Origin of the sequence: Microbacterium sp. MTN4-26 (assembly GCF_042846595.1) — a bacterium.
GTDB classification, from domain to species: domain Bacteria; phylum Actinomycetota; class Actinomycetes; order Actinomycetales; family Microbacteriaceae; genus Microbacterium; species Microbacterium luteum.
Window position 1 is genome coordinate 53,063 of the sequence record NZ_BTGO01000007.1, and the last position, 18,932, is coordinate 71,994.

Below are 18,932 nucleotides of genomic sequence, written 5' to 3' on the forward strand. Positions count from 1 at the left end.
ATGCTCGAAGGAATCCACCCGCTGCTGTCGGGTGAACTGCTGCACCATCTGGACGACATGGGACACTCCGACGCCGTCGTCATCGCCGACGCGCACTTTCCCGCCGCGGCCGTCGCGACGAGGCTCGTGAACCTCCCGGGCGCGACGACACCCGACGTGCTGCGCGCGATCCGCACCGTCGTTCCGCTCGACGACTCTCCGTCGCTCGACCTCATGACCTCCGCCGACGGCACCGTGCTCGAGGTGCAGCGCGAGCTGATGGATGCCGCCGGCACGACGCCGGAGACGACGGCCTTCATCGATCGCTTCGCCTACTACGACGTCGCGCGCGCGGCGTTCCTCGTCATCCGCACCGGGGAGACGCGCACCTACGGCAACGCCGTGCTGCGCAAGGGGGTCGTCGGGCACCCTCGGCCGTAGCGGGCACGTGCCGCGACCCGTTCAGGCGGGGTCGATGCGCAGCACGCCGGCGGATTCGCCGACCGTCAGATCATCCGCCACCCGCACGGTGCGCGCGAGGTCGTCCATGGAGCCCATGACGGTGCCGAACCGCTCTCGGTCTCCGCAGACGCACGTGACGGTGACGAAGTGGGAGCCCGTGTCCCACGTGTAGGTGGCGAAGGGCGGCGTGCGCGGGTCGGGCGGCAGGGGCATCGCGAGCTTCTCGCCCATCCCGAGGAAGGGGCTGCGGAACGACTCGGTGTCGTCGTACTCCATGGGCATCATCGCGCGCGCGGCCCGCGCCTGAGCGGTCGCCTCCTGCACCTGCGCCATCGCCACGAGCAGGTCGGGGTCGCTCTTCCACACCCACACCAGCACGCGCCCGTTCGCGCGCTTCATCAGCAGCGGCGCCGCCTGGCTCATCGCCCATGCGAGGAAGCCGCTGCCGGGCCGGTCGACCGCGCCCGCCGCGCGGTTCGCCTGCGTCAGCAGCATGCGGATCGCGGCCTTGCGGTGCCGGCGCCCGCGGAATCCCAGTGACCCCGTCACGGGAACCCAGAGGTGCTCGTCGGCGTCAGCGTGCAGTCGCGGCATGCGCCCAGCGTACGGCGCGCGCCTGACAGGGCACTCGAGAGCGTGGCGACAAGGCGGGGCGCCGCTCCCGGATCGGACCGGGGTTCTTCGGTACAGTTGACGCGCGCGCGAACCGGTGCGATCCACCCGCGCCATCCTCCGCAGACAGCCGCTGCGCTCCGCCGCCGCACAGATAGGCAGCCCGCATCCCGTGACCGACCCCGCCACGCCCGATCCCCGCCGCCCCCTCACCGTCGTCATCGGCTGCGACACCTTCGCGCCGGACATCAACGGGGCTGCCCGCTTCGCGGAGCGCCTGGCCGCCGGACTCGTCGGTCGCGGCCACGAGGTGCACGTCGTGGCCCCGAACCAGCGCTACCGACGTGCGGCGCCGGGCATCGAGACCGTCGAGGGCGTCCAGATGTGCGTGCACCGACTCCCCTCGGTGCGCTGGCCCCCGCACGACTGGCTGCGGTTCGTGTGGCCGTGGCGGTCGAAGCACTACGCCCGCCGTGTGCTCGACGAGGTCAAGCCCGACGTCGTGCACATCCAGTCCCACATCATCATCGGGCGCGGTCTCGCCTACGAGGCGAACCGCCGAGGGATCCCCGTCGTCGCGACCAATCACGTGATGGCCGAGAACATCCTCGACTTCACGGTGCTGCCGCAGCGGATCACCGACGCCGTCATCCGCTGGGCGTGGGGCGACGCGGAGCGCACCCTCTCCTCGACGCGCGCCGTGACGACGCCCACGCGCAAGGCGGCGGACTTCCTCGAGGCCACGATCGACGTGTCGGATGTCATCCCCGTCAGCTGCGGCATCGACAAGGGCAACTACACCCCCGACCTGGAGCCGCGCGCCGAGAACCGGGTGCTGTTCGTCGGACGCCTCACCAGCGAGAAGCAGATCGACGTCGTGCTGCGGGCGCTCGCCGCCCTCGACCCGGCGCTCCAGGCGGGCTTCGACATCGTCGGGGGCGGGGACCAGCGCAAGAGCCTGGAGAACCTCGTGCACGAGCTCGGGCTCGAGGATCGGGTCGTGTTCCACGGACACGTCTCCGACGAGGAGCTGCGGCGCCTGTACTCCCGGGCCAGCGTCTTCGCGATCGCCTCGATCGCCGAGCTGCAGTCGATCGCCACGATGGAGGCGATGGCCTCGGCGCTTCCCGTGGTCGCCGCCGACGCCGTGGCGCTGCCGCACCTCGTGCACCACGGCGAGAACGGCTACCTGTTCACCCCCGGCGACGTCGACGAACTCGCCGCTCGGCTGACCGACGTGCTCACCGCCGACGCCGATGAACGCCGACGGATGCAGCAGGCATCTCTCGACGGGGTGGCCGTGCACGACATCAACCGCACCCTCGACACCTTCGAAGCCCTCTACCGCGGCGAACCGCTCCCGGAGTGACGCCGTGCACGTGGTGATGTTCGGCGATCAGCACGTCGAATCGCTCGGTGGCGCGCAGGTCTCGATGCGCCTGCAGCGCGAGTTCCTCGAGCGAGCCGGGCACACCGTCACGATCGTCGCCCCCGCCCTCCACGGACGCCGGGCGGCGGCGGTCGCCCCCGACGATGCCTACGTCGACGTGCCGTCGATCCCGATAACGTTCGATCGCGAGTACTCGCTGTCCTGGCCCGGCGGTCGCACCGACCGCTGGGTGGATGACGCGCTGGCCGCGCGCCCGCGCGTCGACGTCGTGCACGTGCAGGCCGATTTCTGGGGAGCCTTCCTCGGACACCGCTACGCCGCCCGCCACGATCGGCCCGTCGTGCACACCATGCACAACCGCGTGGATGTCGGCATCGCCGCGACCACCCCCGCGCCGCGCGCCGTGCTGCGGATCCTCGGCGGTTGGCAGCGGCGCGCGATCGGCTCGCGCACGCGCGGCGCCGACGGCTGGGCCTACCTCCGCCGATTCGCCGAGCGCGCGTCGGCCGTGACGGCGCCCTCGACGCACTTCGCGCGCCGCCTCGAGGCACACGGCGTCTCGCCGGCACGCGGCGAGGGCGTCGACGTCGTGTGGAACGGCATCCACGACGACCTCCTCGATGCCGTGCGCGCCGAGGCGCCGCCCGCTCCCGGCGGGCGACCGCGACTGGTGTGGCTCGGCCGGATGAGCCCCGAGAAGCGCCTGATGCCCTTCCTCGAGGCTCTGGCCTTCGCCCGGCCCGCCGCCGACGTCGAGATCATCGGCGGCGGTGGCCAGCTGCGCGCGGCGCAGCGGTTCGTCACGGCACACGGCCTGCACGCGCCGACCGGGACGAACGTCGGCTTCGCCGGACGACTGCCCTATGCCGAGACGCTGCGGCGCATCCATCGCGCCGATGCCGTCGTGCAGACCTCGATCGGGTTCGAGACCCAGGGGATGACGGTCTTCGAGGCGGCCAGCCTCGGCACACCCGCGATCGTGAGCGACCCCGACATCGGCGCGGAGCTCGGCGCCGGAAGGTGGGATGTCGCCGGTGCGTCGGTCGAAGCCCTCGGCGAGGCGCTCCGGCGGGCGGCGTCCGACATCGCCGCCGGCTCCGCCCCGGTCCCCGAGGAGCGGGTCGCGGCGGCCTTCCGCCAGTCCTCGCGCACCGCGGCGATGCTCGAGGTCTACGCCGGCGTGCTCTGACGCCCGCCGGCGAGACCGGGCCGCGCGACCGAGACCCGGCTGCGCGCACCGGGGTCTCGGACATTCGCCCGGGTCTCGTCGGCCGTGCTCTCGCGTTGCGGGATGCGTGCGGGGTCGGTCGGGATGCGGCGACGCGCGTCGGTGACGAGGGCGACGAGAGTCCCGGCGAGGCCGAGGGCGGCCAGGGCGGCGAAAGCGGTGAGGATGACCATGGCAGAAAAGCTACGCCGAGCGGGAAAAAGACAGAAGTGGCAGAATAGTCACGCATCGGTGTAAAACTGCCATAACGTCCCCGATCCCGGAGGTCGAAGTGAGAACGGTCGCCTGTATCGTCCAGGACGGCTTCGCGCCGTTCGAATTCGGCGTCGCGTGCGAGGCCTTCGGGCTCGATCGCAGTCGCGACGGCATCCAGAACTTCGACTTCCGCGTGCTGGCACCCGACCCGGGAATCGTGCAGTCCGGGATGGGCTTCTCGATCAACGTCGAGCACGATCTGTCGTTCGCCGCCGAGGCCGATCTGGTGATCGTCGCGCCGCTCCCGCGCGAGAAATGGGGCCGCACCGATGCGCGCGTGCTTGACGCGGTGCGTCAGGCCGACGCGCGGGGCGCGTGGCTGCTGAGCCTGTGCAGCGGCGCGTTCATCCTCGCCGAATCCGGCATTCTCGACGGGCGCCGAGCCACCACGCACTGGATGTACACCGACACGATGATCGAGATGTACCCGCGCATCGACGTCGACCCCGACGTTCTCTACGTGCAGGATGGACGGATCATCACGAGCGCGGGCACGGCCGCGGGTCTCGACGCGAGCCTGCACCTGCTGCGACAGGAGCTCGGCGCCGAGGCCGCGAACACGATCGCGCGGCGCATGGTCGTGCCGCCGCAGCGCGACGGCGGCCAGGCCCAGTTCATCGACCATCCTCTCCCCGAAGTCGCCTCGCTGTCGCTGTCGGCGGTCACCGACTGGATGCTGGAGAACCTCGCGCTCGACCTGACCGTCGACCAACTCGCCGCCCGGGCTCACATGTCGCCGCGCACCTTCGCGCGGCGCTTCAAGGCCGATCACGGCACGACGCCCGCCGCATGGCTCGCGCGGCAGCGCGTCATCCACGCCCAGCGTCTGCTCGAGCGCACCGATCAGGGCCTGGACCGCATTGCCGAGGCGTGCGGATTCGGCTCCGCCGCGGTGCTGCGGCAGAACTTCTCCCGCATGCTCGGCGTGACCCCCACGGCCTACCGGTCGCGCTTCGCCTGCGTCGACGAGGCGGTCGCGGCGGTGGCGCCGTCGGTGCCGGCAGCCTGACACGAGGGTCTTGGCGGACCGCCGCCTCCGCGTATCGTGACAGATGTGACTGACGAGCCGTTCCGCGTGATCGTCGTGGAGGACGATGAGGACGTCGCCCTCTATGTCCAGACGATCCTGCACCGTCGCCTGCCCTGTGAGGTGAAGGTGCTCGCCAGTGCGGACGGCTACGAAGCGCTCGAGTCGGAGTTCGATCCCGACGTCGTCATCACCGACCTGGAACTGCCGGGGCGCGGGGGCTTCGAGCTTCTCGGCGACATCCGTGCGCGGCGATCGGATCTCGCCGTGGTGATCATGACCGCTCACGCCGGCGGCGAGTACGCCGAGCGCGCACGACGCGAAGGCGCGAACGACTACCTCGCCAAGCCGCTGTCGTCGAAGGACTTGGTCGCGATCGTCGAACGTCTCGCGCGCGGCCGTCGCGAGCGTCCCGCTGTGGAATGATCCTGGGATGAGCGCTTCACCCGACGTGCTGGTGATCGACGATGTCGACGATCAGCGAGAGCTGCTTCGGACACTCTTCACGCGCGCCGGATGCGACGTGCGCACGGCGGCCGGTACCGGCGCCGCGGAGCCGCTCCTCGTGGAGAAGGCTCCCGACATCGCGGTCGTCGATCTGCTGCTCCGCGGACGAGACGATGGTTGGCGGGCGATGGACCGCGTTCGGGCCCTCGCCCCGGGAGCGAGTATCGTCATCTGCTCCGTGCTCGATCCGGCACAGTTTCCGGCCGCAGACGCGCACCTGCCCAAGCCGTTCACCGCCGCGCAGGTGCGACGGGTCCTTGATCAGCTGAAGCCCTCCCGATGACGCCGACGGCGAGCGCGCGCACGCCTGGCAGTGGTGCCGGCAGGCGCTCGCATCCGGGGCTGCTCCTGCTGCCCACCCTTCTGCTGGTCGTGCTCGCACTTCCGGCGGTGTGGCTGTTCGGAGCCGGTCAGATCACCGACCCGGTCGCGATGTGGTCGTCCGTGATATGGCTCGCGCTCCTGGAAGTCGCGGCCGTCCTGGTCCCCTGGCACCGAGTGCGTCGCGACGGGGTGGCCGTCGTGCCGATCCTGGCGATTCTCGCGATCGGGCTCTTCCGCGTCGGAACCGGTGGCTCGGCGTCGATGTTCTCGGTCATCATCCTCCTCCCGATCGTCTGGGTCGCCACGCTCCCCGGCCGCCGCATGGTGGCCTTCGGGATCGGCGCGCTCGTCGTGGCTTTCCTCGGGCCCTACTTCTCCGGGCTGGAGGCCTGGGGCAACGGGCAACTCGTGCGCGTCGTCTTCGTCGCCGTGGTGATCGCGGCCGTCGCGATCGTCGTGAACGAGACCACGCGCTCGGCGACGGCGCGATTGACAGAAGTGGCCGAACTCTCGGGCGAGCGTGCCCGGCTGCTCGAGGAGGCGGAGCGCGGCAGGACCGAGCTCGCCGCCGCTGCCGAGGGGCTTCGCGAATCCGAGGCATTCGCGAAGAGCATCTGGGAGGCGATGGACAACGAGGCCGTCATCGTCACCGACGAGCGGGGCCGCATCGTGGGGTGGGGGCCGGGGGCTGAGCTGCTCCTCGGCTACGACGTGGCCGATATCCTCGGCGGTGACGGAGCGCACAGCGGCGAGGAGGCCGTCGGCGACCTGTTCGTTCCCCGCACGGTGGGACTTCCTGCTGCCGACGACAGTGTCGCAGACGAAGCCGAGATCCTGCCGCGACTGGTCGAGATCGGTCGCTCTGCCGGTCAGGGCGAGGGTGACCTGCTCGTGCGCTCGGTCGACGGGGTGGAGATCCCGGTCTACCTCACATGCGCTGAGCGGCGCGTCGGCGACGAGAGGGTCGGCTACACCTTCGTTCTGCGCGACGCCCGTCACGCCAAGGAGATCACGCGCCTGAAGGACGAGTTCGTCGGCACGATCTCGCACGAGCTGCGCACGCCCCTCAGCTCCATCCTCGGCTATCTCGAGCTCGTGATCGAGGAGGAGGAGACCCTCTCCGAGGATCAGAAGCGGTTCATCGGGGTAGCGCAGCGCAATGCCAATCGCCTCCTCCAGCTGGTCGGCGACCTCCTGTTCATCGCGCAGGTGGAGGCGGGGAAGATTCCCCTGCGCCGCGAGAGCGTCGACATCGCGGACATCGCGTCTGCTGCGGGCGAGTCGATCCTCCCCGTCGCCGAGCGTGCCGGCGTTGCCGTAGCCGTGCACGTGCCCGACGCGCCGCTGCATCTGCACGCGGACGGCCGCCGCATCGGCCAGTCCATCGACAATCTCGTCTCCAACGCCGTCAAGTTCACCCCGTCGGGCGGTTCGGTCACCATCGTCGTCGGTCGGGAGGACGGGCACGCCGTCGTCACCGTCACCGACACCGGGATGGGCATCGAGCCCGACGATCTCGAGCAGCTCAGCGAGCGGTTCTTCCGATCGAAGATGGCTACACGTCAGGCGATCAAGGGCGTCGGACTCGGCCTGTCGATCACGAAGGCGATCGTCACCGCTCACGACGGCACGATGTCGGCCACGAGCGCCGTTGGCGAGGGGACGCAGTTCCGCATCGCCCTCCCCGCGCGTCCGAACTGAGGGCGGCGGAACGAACCGTACCGGCCGGAGATCCGGTCGTTGCTCGCGTGCATCCACTTCCGGTGCTAAACTTGAGTCAAGCAAACTCAACTTTGGAATCGACGTCAGGAGACGTGACACATGAACGCCACCCAGATGCCCGGGCAGGAGGAGCAGCAGAGCGCCCTCGAACAGTTCGGGATCAACCTCACCGACCGCGCGCGGCAGGGAAAGCTCGACCCGGTCATCGGCCGCGACTCCGAGATCCGTCGCGTCAGCCAGGTGCTCACGCGACGCACGAAGAACAACCCGGTGCTCATCGGGGAGCCCGGCGTCGGCAAGACCGCCGTCGTCGAGGGTCTCGCCCAGCGGATCGTCGCGGGCGACGTCGCCGAGTCGCTCAAAGACAAGGAGCTCATCACGCTCGACATCTCCGCGCTCGTGGCCGGGGCGATGTACCGCGGCCAGTTCGAGGAGCGGCTCAAGAGCGTGCTGAAGGAGATCACCGAGTCCGAGGGGCGCGTCATCACGTTCATCGACGAGCTCCACGTGCTCATGGGGGCCGGTGGCGGGGAGGGATCGGTCGCCGCGGCGAACATGCTCAAGCCCATGCTCGCCCGCGGCGAGCTGCGCCTTATCGGCGCGACCACGCTCAACGAGTACCGCGAGTTCATCGAGAAGGATGCCGCCCTCGAGCGCCGCTTCCAGCAGGTCTACGTCGGCGAGCCGTCGGTCGAGGACACCGTCGCCATCCTGCGTGGACTCAAGGAGCGCTACGAGGCGCACCACAAGGTCGCCATCGCCGACGGCGCGCTCGTGGCCGCGGCATCCCTGTCGCACCGCTACATCCCGAGCCGTCAGCTTCCCGACAAGGCCATCGACCTGATCGACGAGGCCGCGTCGCGGCTGCGGATGGAGATCGACTCCGCGCCGCTCGAGATCGACGAGCTGCGCCGCCACGTCGACCGCCTCAAGCTCGAGGAGCTCGCGCTGAAGAAGGAGAAGGACGACGCCGCCATGGAGCGGCTCGCGGCCCTGCGCGCCGACCTCGCGGCCGAGGAGGCGAAGCTCGGCGAGCTGCAGTCGCGATGGGAGCGCGAGCGCGCCTCGCTCAACCGCGTCGGCGACCTCAAGACCCGCCTCGACGCCGCCCGCATGGAGGCCGAGCGCGCTCAGCGCGAGGGCAACCTCGAGCGCGCCTCGCGCCTGCTCTACGCCGAGATCCCGGCGCTCGAACGCGGCCTGCTCGAGGCCGAGCGCGAAGAGCCCGCCGGCGAGCGGATGGTCGGCGACCAGGTCACCGAGAACGACATCGCCGGCGTCATCGCGTCGTGGACCGGCATTCCCGTCGGACGCCTCATGCAGGGCGAGACCGAGAAGCTGCTGCACCTGGAGAAGGAGCTCGGCAAGCGGCTCATCGGGCAGAAGGATGCGGTCAAGGCCGTCTCGGATGCGGTGCGCCGCTCGCGCGCGGGCATCAGCGACCCGGACCGCCCGACCGGATCGTTCCTCTTCCTCGGCCCCACGGGCGTCGGAAAGACCGAGCTGGCCAAGGCCCTCGCCGAGTTCCTCTTCGACGACGAGCACGCCATGGTGCGCATCGACATGTCGGAGTACGGCGAGAAGCACTCGGTGTCGCGACTGGTCGGCGCCCCTCCCGGATACGTCGGCTACGAGCAGGGCGGGCAGCTCACCGAGGCCGTGCGCCGTCGGCCCTACTCCGTGGTCCTCCTGGATGAGGTCGAGAAGGCGCATCCCGAGGTCTTCGACGTGCTGCTGCAGGTGATGGACGACGGCCGCCTCACCGATGGGCAGGGTCGCACCGTCGACTTCAAGAACGTCATCCTGATCCTCACGTCCAACCTCGGCTCGCCCATCCTCATCGACCCGACCATCCCCCTCGAGCAGAAGCGCGAGCAGGTGCAGGGCCTCGTGCGCCAGGCGTTCAAGCCGGAGTTCGTGAACCGCCTCGATGACATCGTGATCTTCCAGGCGCTCACCGAAGACGACCTCGCGCAGATCGTGGAGCTCGCGGTCGACGCGCTGCAGCGCCGCCTGCGAGATCGTCGGCTGACGCTCGCGGTGACCCCCGACGCACGTGCGTGGCTCGCCGAGCGCGGGTACGACCCGATCTTCGGCGCGCGGCCGCTGCGGCGGCTCATCCAGTCCGAGGTGCAGGACCGTCTCGCGATGGCCCTGCTGTCGGGCCATGTGCGCGACGGCGACGTGGTGCGGGTCGACATGGCCGCCGACGGCTCGACCCTCGTGCTCACCAGCGACGGCCCCGCGACGGCCCCGGCCGCCGCCGAGCCCGACGAGGACGAGGTGATCGAGGCGGAGCTCCTCGACGACTGACGCCCGTGCCGCCGCGCCCCGGGCGGGTGCCGCGGTGAACAACGCAGGTGATTTCGCCGGAATCCGCGCCGCAGCCCCCTCTTGTCGGTCATGCGGCGCGGATCTCCTGTGTTGTCGACGCCGCGCGGGCGAGGCCGTGCGGCCGACGGGCGGTGCCGGGCCGGTAGCGTGCAGGCATGGGGGAGCGGCATCGACGGAGCGTGGCGGGAGTCGTCCGCGCGCTGTGGGGCTCCTCCCACCCCGGCCCGACGCTCGTCGTCACCGCCCTGGCGCTCGCCCTCGGTGCCGCGGCGGGCGTGCCGCCGGCGCACCTGGCCCTGCTGACGGCGGCGGTGTTCTTCGGGCAGCTCTCCGTCGGCATCTCCAACGACGTCATCGACCTTCCCCGCGACCGCGTCGTCGGGCGCACCGACAAGCCGCTCGCGCGCGGCGACGCGACGGCCGCCCAGGCCTGGACGGCCGCCTACGCGTGCCTCGCCCTCGCCGTCGGACTGTCCCTCGCGATCGGGTTCGGGATGCTCGCCGCCCACGCCCTCTTCCTCGCGGCGGCCTGGGCGTACAACGCCGGGCTCAAGGCGACGCCGGTCTCGATCGTTCCGTTCCTCGTCGGTTTCGGGGCCTTTCCCTCCCTCGCGCCGCTGTCCGCCCAGCCCCCGGCCCCCGCCGCACCGTGGGCGTGGATCGCCGGCGCGGCGCTCGGCGCCGCCATCCATCTGGTGAACGTGCTGCCCGACCTCGACGACGACGCCCGCACCGGGGTGCGGGGTCTGCCGCACATCCTCGGCGCCCGCGTCTCGACTCTGCTCGCCATCGGCGGGCTCTTCGTCGGTGCCGTCGCGACGCTGCTGGGTCCGGTCGGGGCGGATGCCGCCGCCATCCCGCCGCTGGGCTGGATCTTCTTCGGGGCTGCCCTCGCCCTCACCGCGGCGACGGTGGTCGTCGCGCTCTCACGCCCCCGCGCGCGTTTGCTGTTCTCGCTCGTCATGGCCGCCGCCCTGCTGCTCGCCGTGCAGCTGGTCGCGACCGGCGGGGCGCTCGCCGCCTGACTCCCCCCCCCCGCATGGTCGCGCTGCCCGCGCTGCCTGCGCTGCCTGCGCTGCCGGCCGGGCCGGGGTCGCCTCAGGCGTCGGCGTCGAAGCCCATCGCGTAGGCGTGGGCGAGAACGAGGGATGCGGGTGTGGCCAGCAGGGCGCGCAGCGCGCCCGTGCGCAGGCGGTCGATGCGGCGCGAGGCGGGGCGCCCGAGCGCGGTGTTGCCGGCCGCGATCGCCGCGGACACGCGTGCCGATCGAACGCGCCGGCGCTCCCACGCGTCGAGGGTCGTCGGCGCGGTGCCCGTGCGCATCCACTTCGCCAGCAGCGGCGCGAGGGTCATCGCGTCGAGCAGACCCAGGTTCATGCCCTGCCCGCCGATCGGGCTCACCTCATGGGCGGTGTCGCCGACGGTGAGGATGCGGTCGCGGCGCATGCGCGGCGCGACCATCCTCCGCACGCCGAACGAGGTCGCCGCAGCCACGCCCTCGCCCGCCTGCGCCTCGCCGCGAACGGCCATCGCCTCGCGCAGGCGCGCGCCTCGCGTCGCGGCGGTGTCGGATGCGTGCGGGGCGGCGTCCCACGCGACGAACCGCCGCCGGCCGCCCGGCAGCGGAAACGACTCCAGCACGCCGGCGGCGTCGAGGTGCACAGCCGCGACCGAGGTGTCCGCGTCGATCGCGGCGGTCGCATCCGTCATCAGGTAGCGGTCCGGATACAAGCGCCGTGCGAGCGCGTCGGTGCGATAGACGACGTCGCGTCCGCCGGAGCCGGTCGCGACGACCACGACGCGTGCGTCGCGCTCGGTGATCCCCCCGGAGACGGCGGCGCGCACGCGCACGTGGTCCGGCGCCGGCAGCACCGCCGTGACGGTCGCCGAGCGCACCGGCTCAGGTGCGGCCTCTGCGAGCACGGCCTCGGTCGCCGCCTGCGGCAGTGTCGCGACGAATGGGAACCGGCGCGAGAGCCGGTCGAACCGCACCACGCCGAGCACGTCGCCTCGGGACCGCGCCTCGCCGCGCGTGACGCGTGCGGCGGAGGCGAGCACCCGCTCCGTGAGGCCCGACGGCTCGAGGGTGGCGAGCACCGGGGAGTGCACGCCGATCGCGCGTGTGCCGCCCCCGGCCGACGGGCGACGCTCGAGAAGCTCCACGTCGACACCGAGGCGCGACAGCTCGCCGGCCAGCAGCATCCCGACCGGCCCCGCGCCGACGACGATCACCTCACGCACGGCCCGACCCCTCGGCCAGCACCCGGAACGGCGCCGGTGTCGAGACCGTCCAGCGCCCCGGAACCGCGGCGAGGGTGGCGCGAAGCTCGGCCGGCGTGAAGCTGCGACGAATGGAGCGAAGTCCGTCGGTGCGCAGGAAGGTACCGGGCGCGAGCGGCGTGATGCCCACCGCATAGAGCCCGTAGGCGAGACGCCCGCGGGCGATGTCGCCGTGCAGCACGGGACCTCGGGCGAGCGACGCGGATGCCGCCACGACGGCGGGCAGAGCGTCGTCGAGGTGATGGAGCACGTGGTTGGAGACCACCGCGTCGAAGCGCTCTCCGCGCGCGACGAGCGCGGCCGCGTCGGCGCACACGAACGCCGCGTTCGGCGGCGCAGGCGTAGAGGTCGCCACCCGATGCGCCCGGGGGTCGGGATCGGCGCCGACGACGGTGACCGCGAGGCCGTCGCGCGCGGTGGCGGCGGCGAGCCGCCGCACCAGGTCGCCTCCGCCGCAGCCCAGGTCGAGCACGCGCGCGGGGCGCTCCAGGCCGCGGAGATACGACCGCAGGCGGGAGCGGTAGACGGTGCCCCAGCCGGACACGAGGCGGTTGACGAGGTCGAAGCGCCGCAGGGTCGCATCCAGTCGCACCGGATCGCAGGCGGGGTCGTCCATCAGCTCGCGCAGCGCCGTGTCGCGCGCGGCGAGCGTCATCGGGGGGTCCGCTTGGTCAGGCGGGCCGACTCGACCGTGAGGCCCGGCCCGAAGGCGAGCGCCCCGACCGTGCGACCGTCGGCGACGGCGTCGTCGGCGAGCTGGTCGCGCAGGATGAACAGCAGCGTCGCGCTGGACATGTTGCCGTAGGTCCGAAGCACATGCCGGGAGGCCTCGAGCGCCTGCGGGTCGAGATCCAGCCCGCTCTCGACGCGGTCGAGCACGCTGCGCCCGCCGGGATGCACCGCCCACGCGTCGACGCCGTCGAGCACCGGTCCCACGGCGTCGCGGATCTCGCGCCCGATGATGCGCGGCACCTCGGCGGACAGGATCATCTCGAACCCGTGGTCGCCGATCGTCCACGTCATGTCGGTCTCGCCCTCCGAGGTGAGGGTCGTCGCGAAATCCGCCAGCTCGAGGCCGCCCGCCCGACCGATCCCGGGCGCGCCGGTGACGATCGCCGCCCCCGCCCCGTCGCCGAAGACGGACGCCGCCACGATCTGCTGCGGATCATCGGAGACCCGGATGTGCAGCGAGCACAGCTCCGCGCACACGACGAGGACGACCGCGCCGGGGTCGGACCGGGCGAGCCGCTCGGCGACGCGCAGGGCGGGAAGGGCCGCGGCGCATCCGATGAACCCCAGGTGGTAGCGCTCGACATCGGGGCGCAGGTCGAGGTGGCGCACGAGACGGTAGTCGGGGCCGGGGGCGAAGAATCCGGTGCACGAGACGGTCACGACGTGCGTGATCTCGGATGCGGCCACCTGCGCGTCGGTCAGTGCGGCCCGTGCCGCCCGTGCGTAGAGTCCGGGCGCGTGCCGCACGTAGAGGTCGTTACGCTCGCCGGTCGTCGGCGCGTGCAGGGTGCCGGCGGCATCCCGGAACAGCGCCTCCGTCGGGTCGGCGGCCTGCCCGGATGCGAGTTGGGACAGCACGCTGTGGCGCGTCTCGATGTCGGCGGCGTCGAACGCGGCGTGGATGAGGCGCTGTGTGAGTCGGCTGGTTCCCGGCTGCGCGGCGAACATGTCGCGCACCTCGTCCTGCGTCAGACGCGCGGTCGGTACGGCGGTTCCGATCGCGACGATCCGGGGGGCGGCCATGTGGCCACTCTAGGCACGCCGCGCACCGCGTCGGGTCGCTTCGCCGGCGGGACTACCCGCGGGACGACCCGGCGGTGGGGGCATCGGGCAGGCGGCGGAGGCTCCAGAACGGACCGAACAGCACGAAGCCGGCGGCCAGAAGCTGCCCGATCGCGCCGATCCACATGGTCGGGATGACGCCGAGCCACGTGCCGAGCCCACCGGCGAGCAGTGCCGCCAGCGGCATGACGCCCCATACGATGAACCGCACCGAGGCATTCATGCGTCCGAGCAGGCGCGGCGGCGTGATCCGCTGCCGGAAGGTCACCTGGGTGATGTTGTACAGCAGCACCAGGAAGCTCAGCACGAACGACTGCACGACCAGCAGGGGGAAGGCGAAGGCCGGGGTGATCGCGGCGACCGGGAGCACGAGGGCGGCGAGGCTGCACCCGATGGCGCTGAGAGGGATGGCGCGGGCTTCGCCCACGCGCGCGACGATGTGCGGTGTCGCGATGGCGCCGAGGAGTCCGCCGACCGCGCCGAGGGAGAACACCACGCCCATCGCGGCGGGGGTGAAGCCCAGCTCGCGCAGCAGGAACAGGGGGAGGAGCGTCGTGGAGATGACGGCGAAGAAGTTCGACGTGGCGGTCGTGCCGACGATCCGCCGCAGGAGTCGCTCGCCGAAGACGAACTGCAGCCCCTCCCGGATCTCGTGCAGGATCGGCGCGCGGTCATCGGCGGCGCGCGGCTCCTCGCGGTCGCGCGTGAGCAGCAGCGCGACGACCGACACGGCGTACGTGCCTGCGGTCGCGAGCATCGCGACCGGGGCGGTGAGCACGCCGACGAGCCAGCCGCCGATGCCGGGGCCGGCGATGTTCGCGAGCTCGTAGGTGGCCTGCAGCTTGCCGTTCGCCTCGGCGATCTGCCGGGGTCGCACGAGCGACGGGACGATGCTCTGATACGACACGTCGAAGAAGACCGTCGCGACCCCGACCACGAACGCGATGGCGACCAGCTGCCAGATCTCCAGAATCCCGAGCATCCACAGCGCCGGCACCGCCGCGAGCGCGAGGGCGCGCACGACGTCGGCCGCGATCATGACGTGGCGCTTGCGCAGGCGGTCGATCCAGGCGCCGGCGGGCAGGCCCACCAGCAGGAAGGCGGCGACGTTGGCGGCGTTGAGCACGCCGATCTCGAACTCGGATGCGCCGAGCAGCAGCACGGCGAGCACCGGAACGGCCAGTTCGGTGATCTGCGCGCCGAACTGCGCGAGGGACTGACCGCTCCACAGGGTGAGGAAGTTCGCGTCGCGCCACAGCGAGGTCTTGGTGGCGGGGACGTCATCCACCCCGTCTGATTGGGACATGCCAATCAGTCTGAGGGGATAGATTGAGTTCTGTCAATCACTGCGGCGTGTCACGTACGGTGGAGGCGTGGAACGAGACGAGCAGCAGCAGGCCGAGTTCGCCGCGCGCGCCCTGAGTTCGCCGCTTCGCCTGCGCATCCTGCGTCTGTGCGGGTTCGACGCACGCACGAACAAGGAGCTCGCCGAGCTGCTGGATGTGAACCCCGGCACGATGCTGCACCACGTGCGCACGCTCGTGGAGGCGGGGATGCTCGCGCCCGAGCCGGAGCGTGCCGGGCGGCGCGGCGCGCGCGAGGTGCCGTACAAGGCGACGGGACTGTCGTGGCGCACATCGCTCGGCGCGAACCAGTCCGTCGTGCTGATCGAGACGATGCGGCAGCAGCTGGAGGGCGTCGATCCGGCGGACGTGCGCTTCACGTGGCTCGGACTGCGCCTGAACGCCGAGCACAAGGCGGAGCTGGACCGGCGCGTGTTCGAGCTGGCGATCGAGTTCAAGGAGCGCGGCCCCGATCCCGACGGCGACGCGTACTCGTTCGTCGCCGTGACACATCCCGACCTCAACCCCCGCCCGGACCAGCTGGCGCAGCGGATCGGCGTGACCGGCGATCAGGCCGGCCCCGCCCCGGCCCCCTGACCCAGCCGGGGCGGCCGGGGGTCACGGGAGGGTGACGCCAGCGGATGCGGGTCAGGCGTCGAGAAGGACCGAGGCGTCGAGGGCGCGACGCACGCGCGGGGCGTTCTCGCGCTGGCGGAGCTCCTCGGAGATGCCGGCGTGGGATCCGATGGTTCCGATGGCGATGATCGTGACCGGTTCGAGGTTCGCGCCGAGCTCGAAGGCCCGCGCGACGGCGTCGTGGTCGAAGCCGCCCATCTGGTGCGTGGCGAGTCCGGCCGCGTGCGCCTGCAGGCTGAAGTAGGCGGATGCCTGTCCGGTGTCGTACTCGGCCCACCGCTGCGGCGTGCCGTCATCGCGCGAGGTCTGGGCGACGAACACGACGAGGGCTGCGGCATCGCGCGCCCACGCCCTGTTGAAGCCGCCGAGGGTGTCGACGAGGGCGGCGTGCGGAGCGGATCCGCGGCGGGCCACGATGAAGCGCCACGGCTGGGAGTTGTTGGCCGACGGCGCCCAGCGGGCGGCCTCGAGGGCTCGGCGCAGCGCTGACTCGTCGAGCGGGGTGTCGGTGTCGAACACCCGCGTGCTCCATCGTTCGGCGATCACGTCGAGCACGGGGTGATCGGTGTCGGCGGTGCGGTCCTGCAGCAGGGTCATGGGAACTCCATTCTCGAAAGGATCCGGCGGGCCCCGTCGTCCGTCGCACTCCTGAAACAACATTCGCGCGAATTCATTCCCGCACGCCGGTAGCGTGGGCGCATGACCGCGACCGCCGATCTCTACGACGAGCGCGGAGACGCCCTCGCCTCCGTCTCCGTGCCGTTCCAGGACCTCGGCGGACGCCGCGCGTTCGAGGGCCCCATCCGCACGATCCGGTGCTTCCGCGACAACGGCCTGGTGAAGGATGTGCTGGCCACGCCGGGCGAGGGAGCCGTGCTCGTCGTCGACGGCGGCGGATCGCTGGAGTCGGCCCTCATGGGCGACATCATGGCCTCCTCGGCGGTCGAGAACGGATGGGCCGGCGTCATCGTCTACGGCGCGATCCGCGACCGCGACGTGCTCGCCACGCTCGACCTGGGCGTGAAAGCCCTCGGATCCAACCCGCGTAAGAGCGTCAAGGACGGCGTCGGCGAGGTCGACGTGCCCGTCGAGATCGGCGGGGTGGTCTTCACCCCCGGCAACCTCGTGTGGGCCGACGCCGACGGCATCCTCGTCTCCTGACGCACGCCGCCACTGGCGCTGAGGGCATCCGCGGGTGGATGCTTGCTTCGACGATTCGGAGGCCCCATGTTCCGCACCACAGACGCCTTCAGCGGGTTCGCCGTCGACGATCTCGACGCCGCGCGCACGTTCTACGGCGACACACTCCGCCTCACCGTGGAAGACAACGCGATGGGCTTCCTCACGCTTCGACTCGAATCCGGCGCGGCGATCTTCGTCTACGCCAAGGATGATCACGTGCCGGCGACCTTCACCATCCTGAACTTCCCCGTGCCCGACATCGACGCCGCGGTCGATGACCTCAACGCCCGCGGGGTCGACACCAGGATCTACCCCGACGTCGGCGACGAGAAGGGCATCGTGCGCGGCGGCGAGAACGGCCCGGACATCGCGTGGTTCCGGGACCCCGCGGGCAACGTGCTCGCGGTGCTCCACGCCTGAGTCGCGGCGGCTGCGCCCGCCTCAGTGCTTGAGCGGCGGGGTCGCGTGCGACGGCCAGCCGGTGGGGTTGGCCGCACCGGCCGGGTACTCGTCCAGCGGCACGTCGTCGGCGCGCCACGCGTCGATCACCGGCTGCACGATGCGCCAGCACTGCTCGGCCGCATCCCCGCGCACCGCGAGGGCGGCATCGCCGTCGAGGATGCTCGAGAGCACCTCGCCGTAGGCCCGGAGCGCGCCGGCGCCGAGGTCGGCGGTCAGGCCGATGCGCTCGAGTTCGAACGGGTCGTCGGCGCCGTTGACGTTGAGCTCGAGCGAGAGCACGTCGGGACCGAGGGAGAAGCGCATGACCGAGCCCGATGCATCCCCGGTGAGCCCCGTCGGCACGTGCCGCACCGGACGGAACTGCACGACGATCTCGCGCACCGGCTCGCCGATCGCCTTGCCCGATCGCAGCGTGAACGGTACGCCCGCCCAGCGCGCGGTGTCGACCGCGAAGGTCACCTCGGCGAGCGTCTCGGTGTGGCGCGACGGGTCCACGCCGGGCTCGTCGACGTAGGAGGGGAACGTCCGGTCTCCGATCGATCCGGCGGTGTAGCGCGCGCGCCGGGAGGCGGACGCGGGGTCGTCGTGCCACACGTGTGTCGCGCGCAGGGCCGCGCCGGTCGCATCCCGCAGATCGCGTTCGTCGAGGGATGCGGGTGCGGTCATCGCGAGGAAGGCCAGCACCTGCAGCAGGTGGCTCTGGATCATGTCGATCATCGCGCCGGCCTTGTCGTAGTAGCCCGCGCGTCCCTCGAGGCCGAGCGCCTCGTCGAAGCGCACGAGCACGCTCTCGACGTGCTCGGCGTTCCACACCGGCTCGATCACGCGGTTCGCGAAGCGCACGCCGAGCAGGTTCAGCAGCGTCGAGCGCCCCAGGAAGTGATCGACGCGGAAGATCTGATTCTCGGGGACGAGCTGCTCGAGCGTGCGGTTGAGCGCGTGCGCGCTGTCGGCATCCGTTCCGAAGGGCTTCTCGAGCGCCAGGATCGTGCCCTCGGGAAGGGTCACGTCGGCGAGGGCCTCGCACGCGCGGGCGGCGATCGCCGGCGGAACGGCGAAGTACAGCGCGAGGGGTCCGTCGACGCCGTGGACAAGGCGCTGCAGGTCATCCGCCTTGGTGATGTCGGCGCGCGTGTACGTGGTCTGATCGACCGCGGCGAAGGCGGCGTCGGCGTCACCGGCAGCGAACGAGGTCTTCACCACATCGCGCCAGTGCGTGTCGTCCCAGTCGTCCATACCGGCGCCGCGCAGGTGCACGTGGCGATCGGGTTCTCGGGTGAGGAGCTCGCCGAGGGCGGGCAGGAGCAGGCGGGAGGTGAGGTCTCCCGAGGCTCCGAGGATGAGCAGCGTCGTGGTCGCGGAGGTCACGGCGCCCACGATAGCGTCGAACCGCTG

The 18,932-nt window shown here is 71.6% G+C and carries 20 protein-coding genes; 12 read left to right on the top strand and 8 right to left on the bottom strand.

The features are described from left to right. A complete protein-coding gene (locus ACGG9C_RS07520; RefSeq protein WP_390178494.1) occupies positions 1-420 on the top strand; it encodes an RbsD/FucU family protein in 420 nt (139 codons plus the stop codon). A 21-nt stretch (positions 421-441) separates the two neighbouring features. Here the strand turns inward: ACGG9C_RS07520 and ACGG9C_RS07525 are convergent, their stop codons facing one another. Then, a complete protein-coding gene (locus ACGG9C_RS07525; RefSeq protein ID WP_071045432.1) occupies positions 442-1,035 on the bottom strand; it encodes a hypothetical protein in 594 nt (197 codons plus the stop codon). 190 nt (positions 1,036-1,225) lie between these two features. Here ACGG9C_RS07525 and ACGG9C_RS07530 point away from each other — a divergent pair, with 190 nt between their 5' ends. Both ACGG9C_RS07530 and ACGG9C_RS07535 read left to right on the top strand, forming a co-directional pair. Beyond that, complete coding sequence (locus tag ACGG9C_RS07530) at positions 1,226-2,422, top strand: glycosyltransferase (RefSeq protein WP_390178495.1); 1,197 nt, start codon at positions 1,226-1,228, stop codon at positions 2,420-2,422. A 4-nt stretch (positions 2,423-2,426) separates the two neighbouring features. Continuing rightward, positions 2,427-3,632 (top strand): glycosyltransferase family 4 protein, encoded by a 1,206-nt coding sequence (locus ACGG9C_RS07535; protein ID WP_390178496.1) that lies wholly within the window; start codon positions 2,427-2,429, stop codon positions 3,630-3,632. Here the strand turns inward: ACGG9C_RS07535 and ACGG9C_RS07540 are convergent. Next, complete coding sequence (locus tag ACGG9C_RS07540; RefSeq protein WP_286795636.1) at positions 3,614-3,844, bottom strand: hypothetical protein; 231 nt, start codon at positions 3,842-3,844, stop codon at positions 3,614-3,616. The two genes, ACGG9C_RS07535 and ACGG9C_RS07540, sit on opposite strands and share 19 nt — an antisense overlap. A gap of 98 nt (positions 3,845-3,942) precedes the next feature. On the opposite strand from ACGG9C_RS07540, the gene ACGG9C_RS07545 reads away from it, so the two are divergent. From ACGG9C_RS07545 to ACGG9C_RS07570, 6 genes are all read left to right on the top strand, one after another. Continuing rightward, positions 3,943-4,935 carry a GlxA family transcriptional regulator gene (locus ACGG9C_RS07545; RefSeq protein ID WP_390178497.1) on the top strand — a complete coding sequence of 331 codons (993 nt, stop codon included), beginning with the start codon at positions 3,943-3,945 and terminating at the stop codon, positions 4,933-4,935. 45 nt (positions 4,936-4,980) lie between these two features. Next, positions 4,981-5,379, top strand: a complete 399-nt coding sequence (locus tag ACGG9C_RS07550; protein ID WP_176759444.1) for a response regulator — start codon at positions 4,981-4,983, stop codon at positions 5,377-5,379. A gap of 7 nt (positions 5,380-5,386) precedes the next feature. Further along, positions 5,387-5,743: a response regulator gene (locus ACGG9C_RS07555; protein WP_390178498.1), complete on the top strand. Its 357-nt coding sequence runs from the start codon at positions 5,387-5,389 to the stop codon at positions 5,741-5,743. Further along, entirely contained in the window at positions 5,740-7,485 is a 1,746-nt protein-coding gene (locus tag ACGG9C_RS07560; RefSeq protein WP_390178499.1) for an ATP-binding protein, read from the top strand. The genes ACGG9C_RS07555 and ACGG9C_RS07560 overlap by 4 nt, the downstream gene beginning before the upstream one ends. Before the next feature lie 120 nt (positions 7,486-7,605). Then, positions 7,606-9,819, top strand: coding sequence for an ATP-dependent Clp protease ATP-binding subunit (locus ACGG9C_RS07565; protein WP_390178500.1), 2,214 nt, complete (start codon positions 7,606-7,608; stop codon positions 9,817-9,819). 176 nt (positions 9,820-9,995) lie between these two features. Then, on the top strand, positions 9,996-10,865 hold the full coding sequence (locus ACGG9C_RS07570; RefSeq protein WP_194383983.1) for a UbiA family prenyltransferase: 870 nt from the start codon (positions 9,996-9,998) through the stop codon (positions 10,863-10,865). Positions 10,866-10,938: 73 nt separating this feature from the next. Here the strand turns inward: ACGG9C_RS07570 and ACGG9C_RS07575 are convergent, their stop codons facing one another. The 4 genes from ACGG9C_RS07575 to ACGG9C_RS07590 are packed head-to-tail and all read right to left on the bottom strand — an operon-like array spanning position 10,939 to position 15,220. Further along, complete coding sequence (locus tag ACGG9C_RS07575; RefSeq protein WP_194383982.1) at positions 10,939-12,081, bottom strand: NAD(P)/FAD-dependent oxidoreductase; 1,143 nt, start codon at positions 12,079-12,081, stop codon at positions 10,939-10,941. Next, positions 12,074-12,775: a methyltransferase domain-containing protein gene (locus ACGG9C_RS07580; RefSeq protein ID WP_194383981.1), complete on the bottom strand. Its 702-nt coding sequence runs from the start codon at positions 12,773-12,775 to the stop codon at positions 12,074-12,076. Before ACGG9C_RS07580 ends, ACGG9C_RS07575 begins: the two co-directional genes overlap by 8 nt. Further along, positions 12,772-13,875 (bottom strand): type III polyketide synthase, encoded by a 1,104-nt coding sequence (locus ACGG9C_RS07585; RefSeq protein WP_194383980.1) that lies wholly within the window; start codon positions 13,873-13,875, stop codon positions 12,772-12,774. Before ACGG9C_RS07585 ends, ACGG9C_RS07580 begins: the two co-directional genes overlap by 4 nt. 52 nt (positions 13,876-13,927) lie before the next feature. Further along, positions 13,928-15,220 carry an MFS transporter gene (locus tag ACGG9C_RS07590; protein ID WP_194383979.1) on the bottom strand — a complete coding sequence of 431 codons (1,293 nt, stop codon included), beginning with the start codon at positions 15,218-15,220 and terminating at the stop codon, positions 13,928-13,930. 67 nt (positions 15,221-15,287) lie between these two features. Here ACGG9C_RS07590 and ACGG9C_RS07595 point away from each other — a divergent pair, with 67 nt between their 5' ends. Continuing rightward, positions 15,288-15,854 carry a transcriptional regulator gene (locus ACGG9C_RS07595; protein ID WP_194383978.1) on the top strand — a complete coding sequence of 189 codons (567 nt, stop codon included), beginning with the start codon at positions 15,288-15,290 and terminating at the stop codon, positions 15,852-15,854. A gap of 51 nt (positions 15,855-15,905) precedes the next feature. Here the strand turns inward: ACGG9C_RS07595 and ACGG9C_RS07600 are convergent, their stop codons facing one another. Further along, a complete protein-coding gene (locus ACGG9C_RS07600; RefSeq protein ID WP_194383977.1) occupies positions 15,906-16,490 on the bottom strand; it encodes a nitroreductase family protein in 585 nt (194 codons plus the stop codon). A gap of 102 nt (positions 16,491-16,592) precedes the next feature. On the opposite strand from ACGG9C_RS07600, the gene rraA reads away from it, so the two are divergent. Both rraA and ACGG9C_RS07610 read left to right on the top strand, forming a co-directional pair. Then, a complete protein-coding gene (gene rraA / locus ACGG9C_RS07605) occupies positions 16,593-17,054 on the top strand; it encodes a ribonuclease E activity regulator RraA (protein ID WP_071045418.1) in 462 nt (153 codons plus the stop codon). A gap of 66 nt (positions 17,055-17,120) precedes the next feature. Then, entirely contained in the window at positions 17,121-17,495 is a 375-nt protein-coding gene (locus ACGG9C_RS07610) for a VOC family protein (RefSeq protein WP_194383976.1), read from the top strand. 21 nt (positions 17,496-17,516) lie between these two features. On the opposite strand, the gene ACGG9C_RS07615 is transcribed toward ACGG9C_RS07610, so the two are convergent. Then, positions 17,517-18,914 (bottom strand): glucose-6-phosphate dehydrogenase, encoded by a 1,398-nt coding sequence (locus ACGG9C_RS07615; protein WP_228480855.1) that lies wholly within the window; start codon positions 18,912-18,914, stop codon positions 17,517-17,519. Between the last annotated feature and the right edge of the window lie 18 nt (positions 18,915-18,932).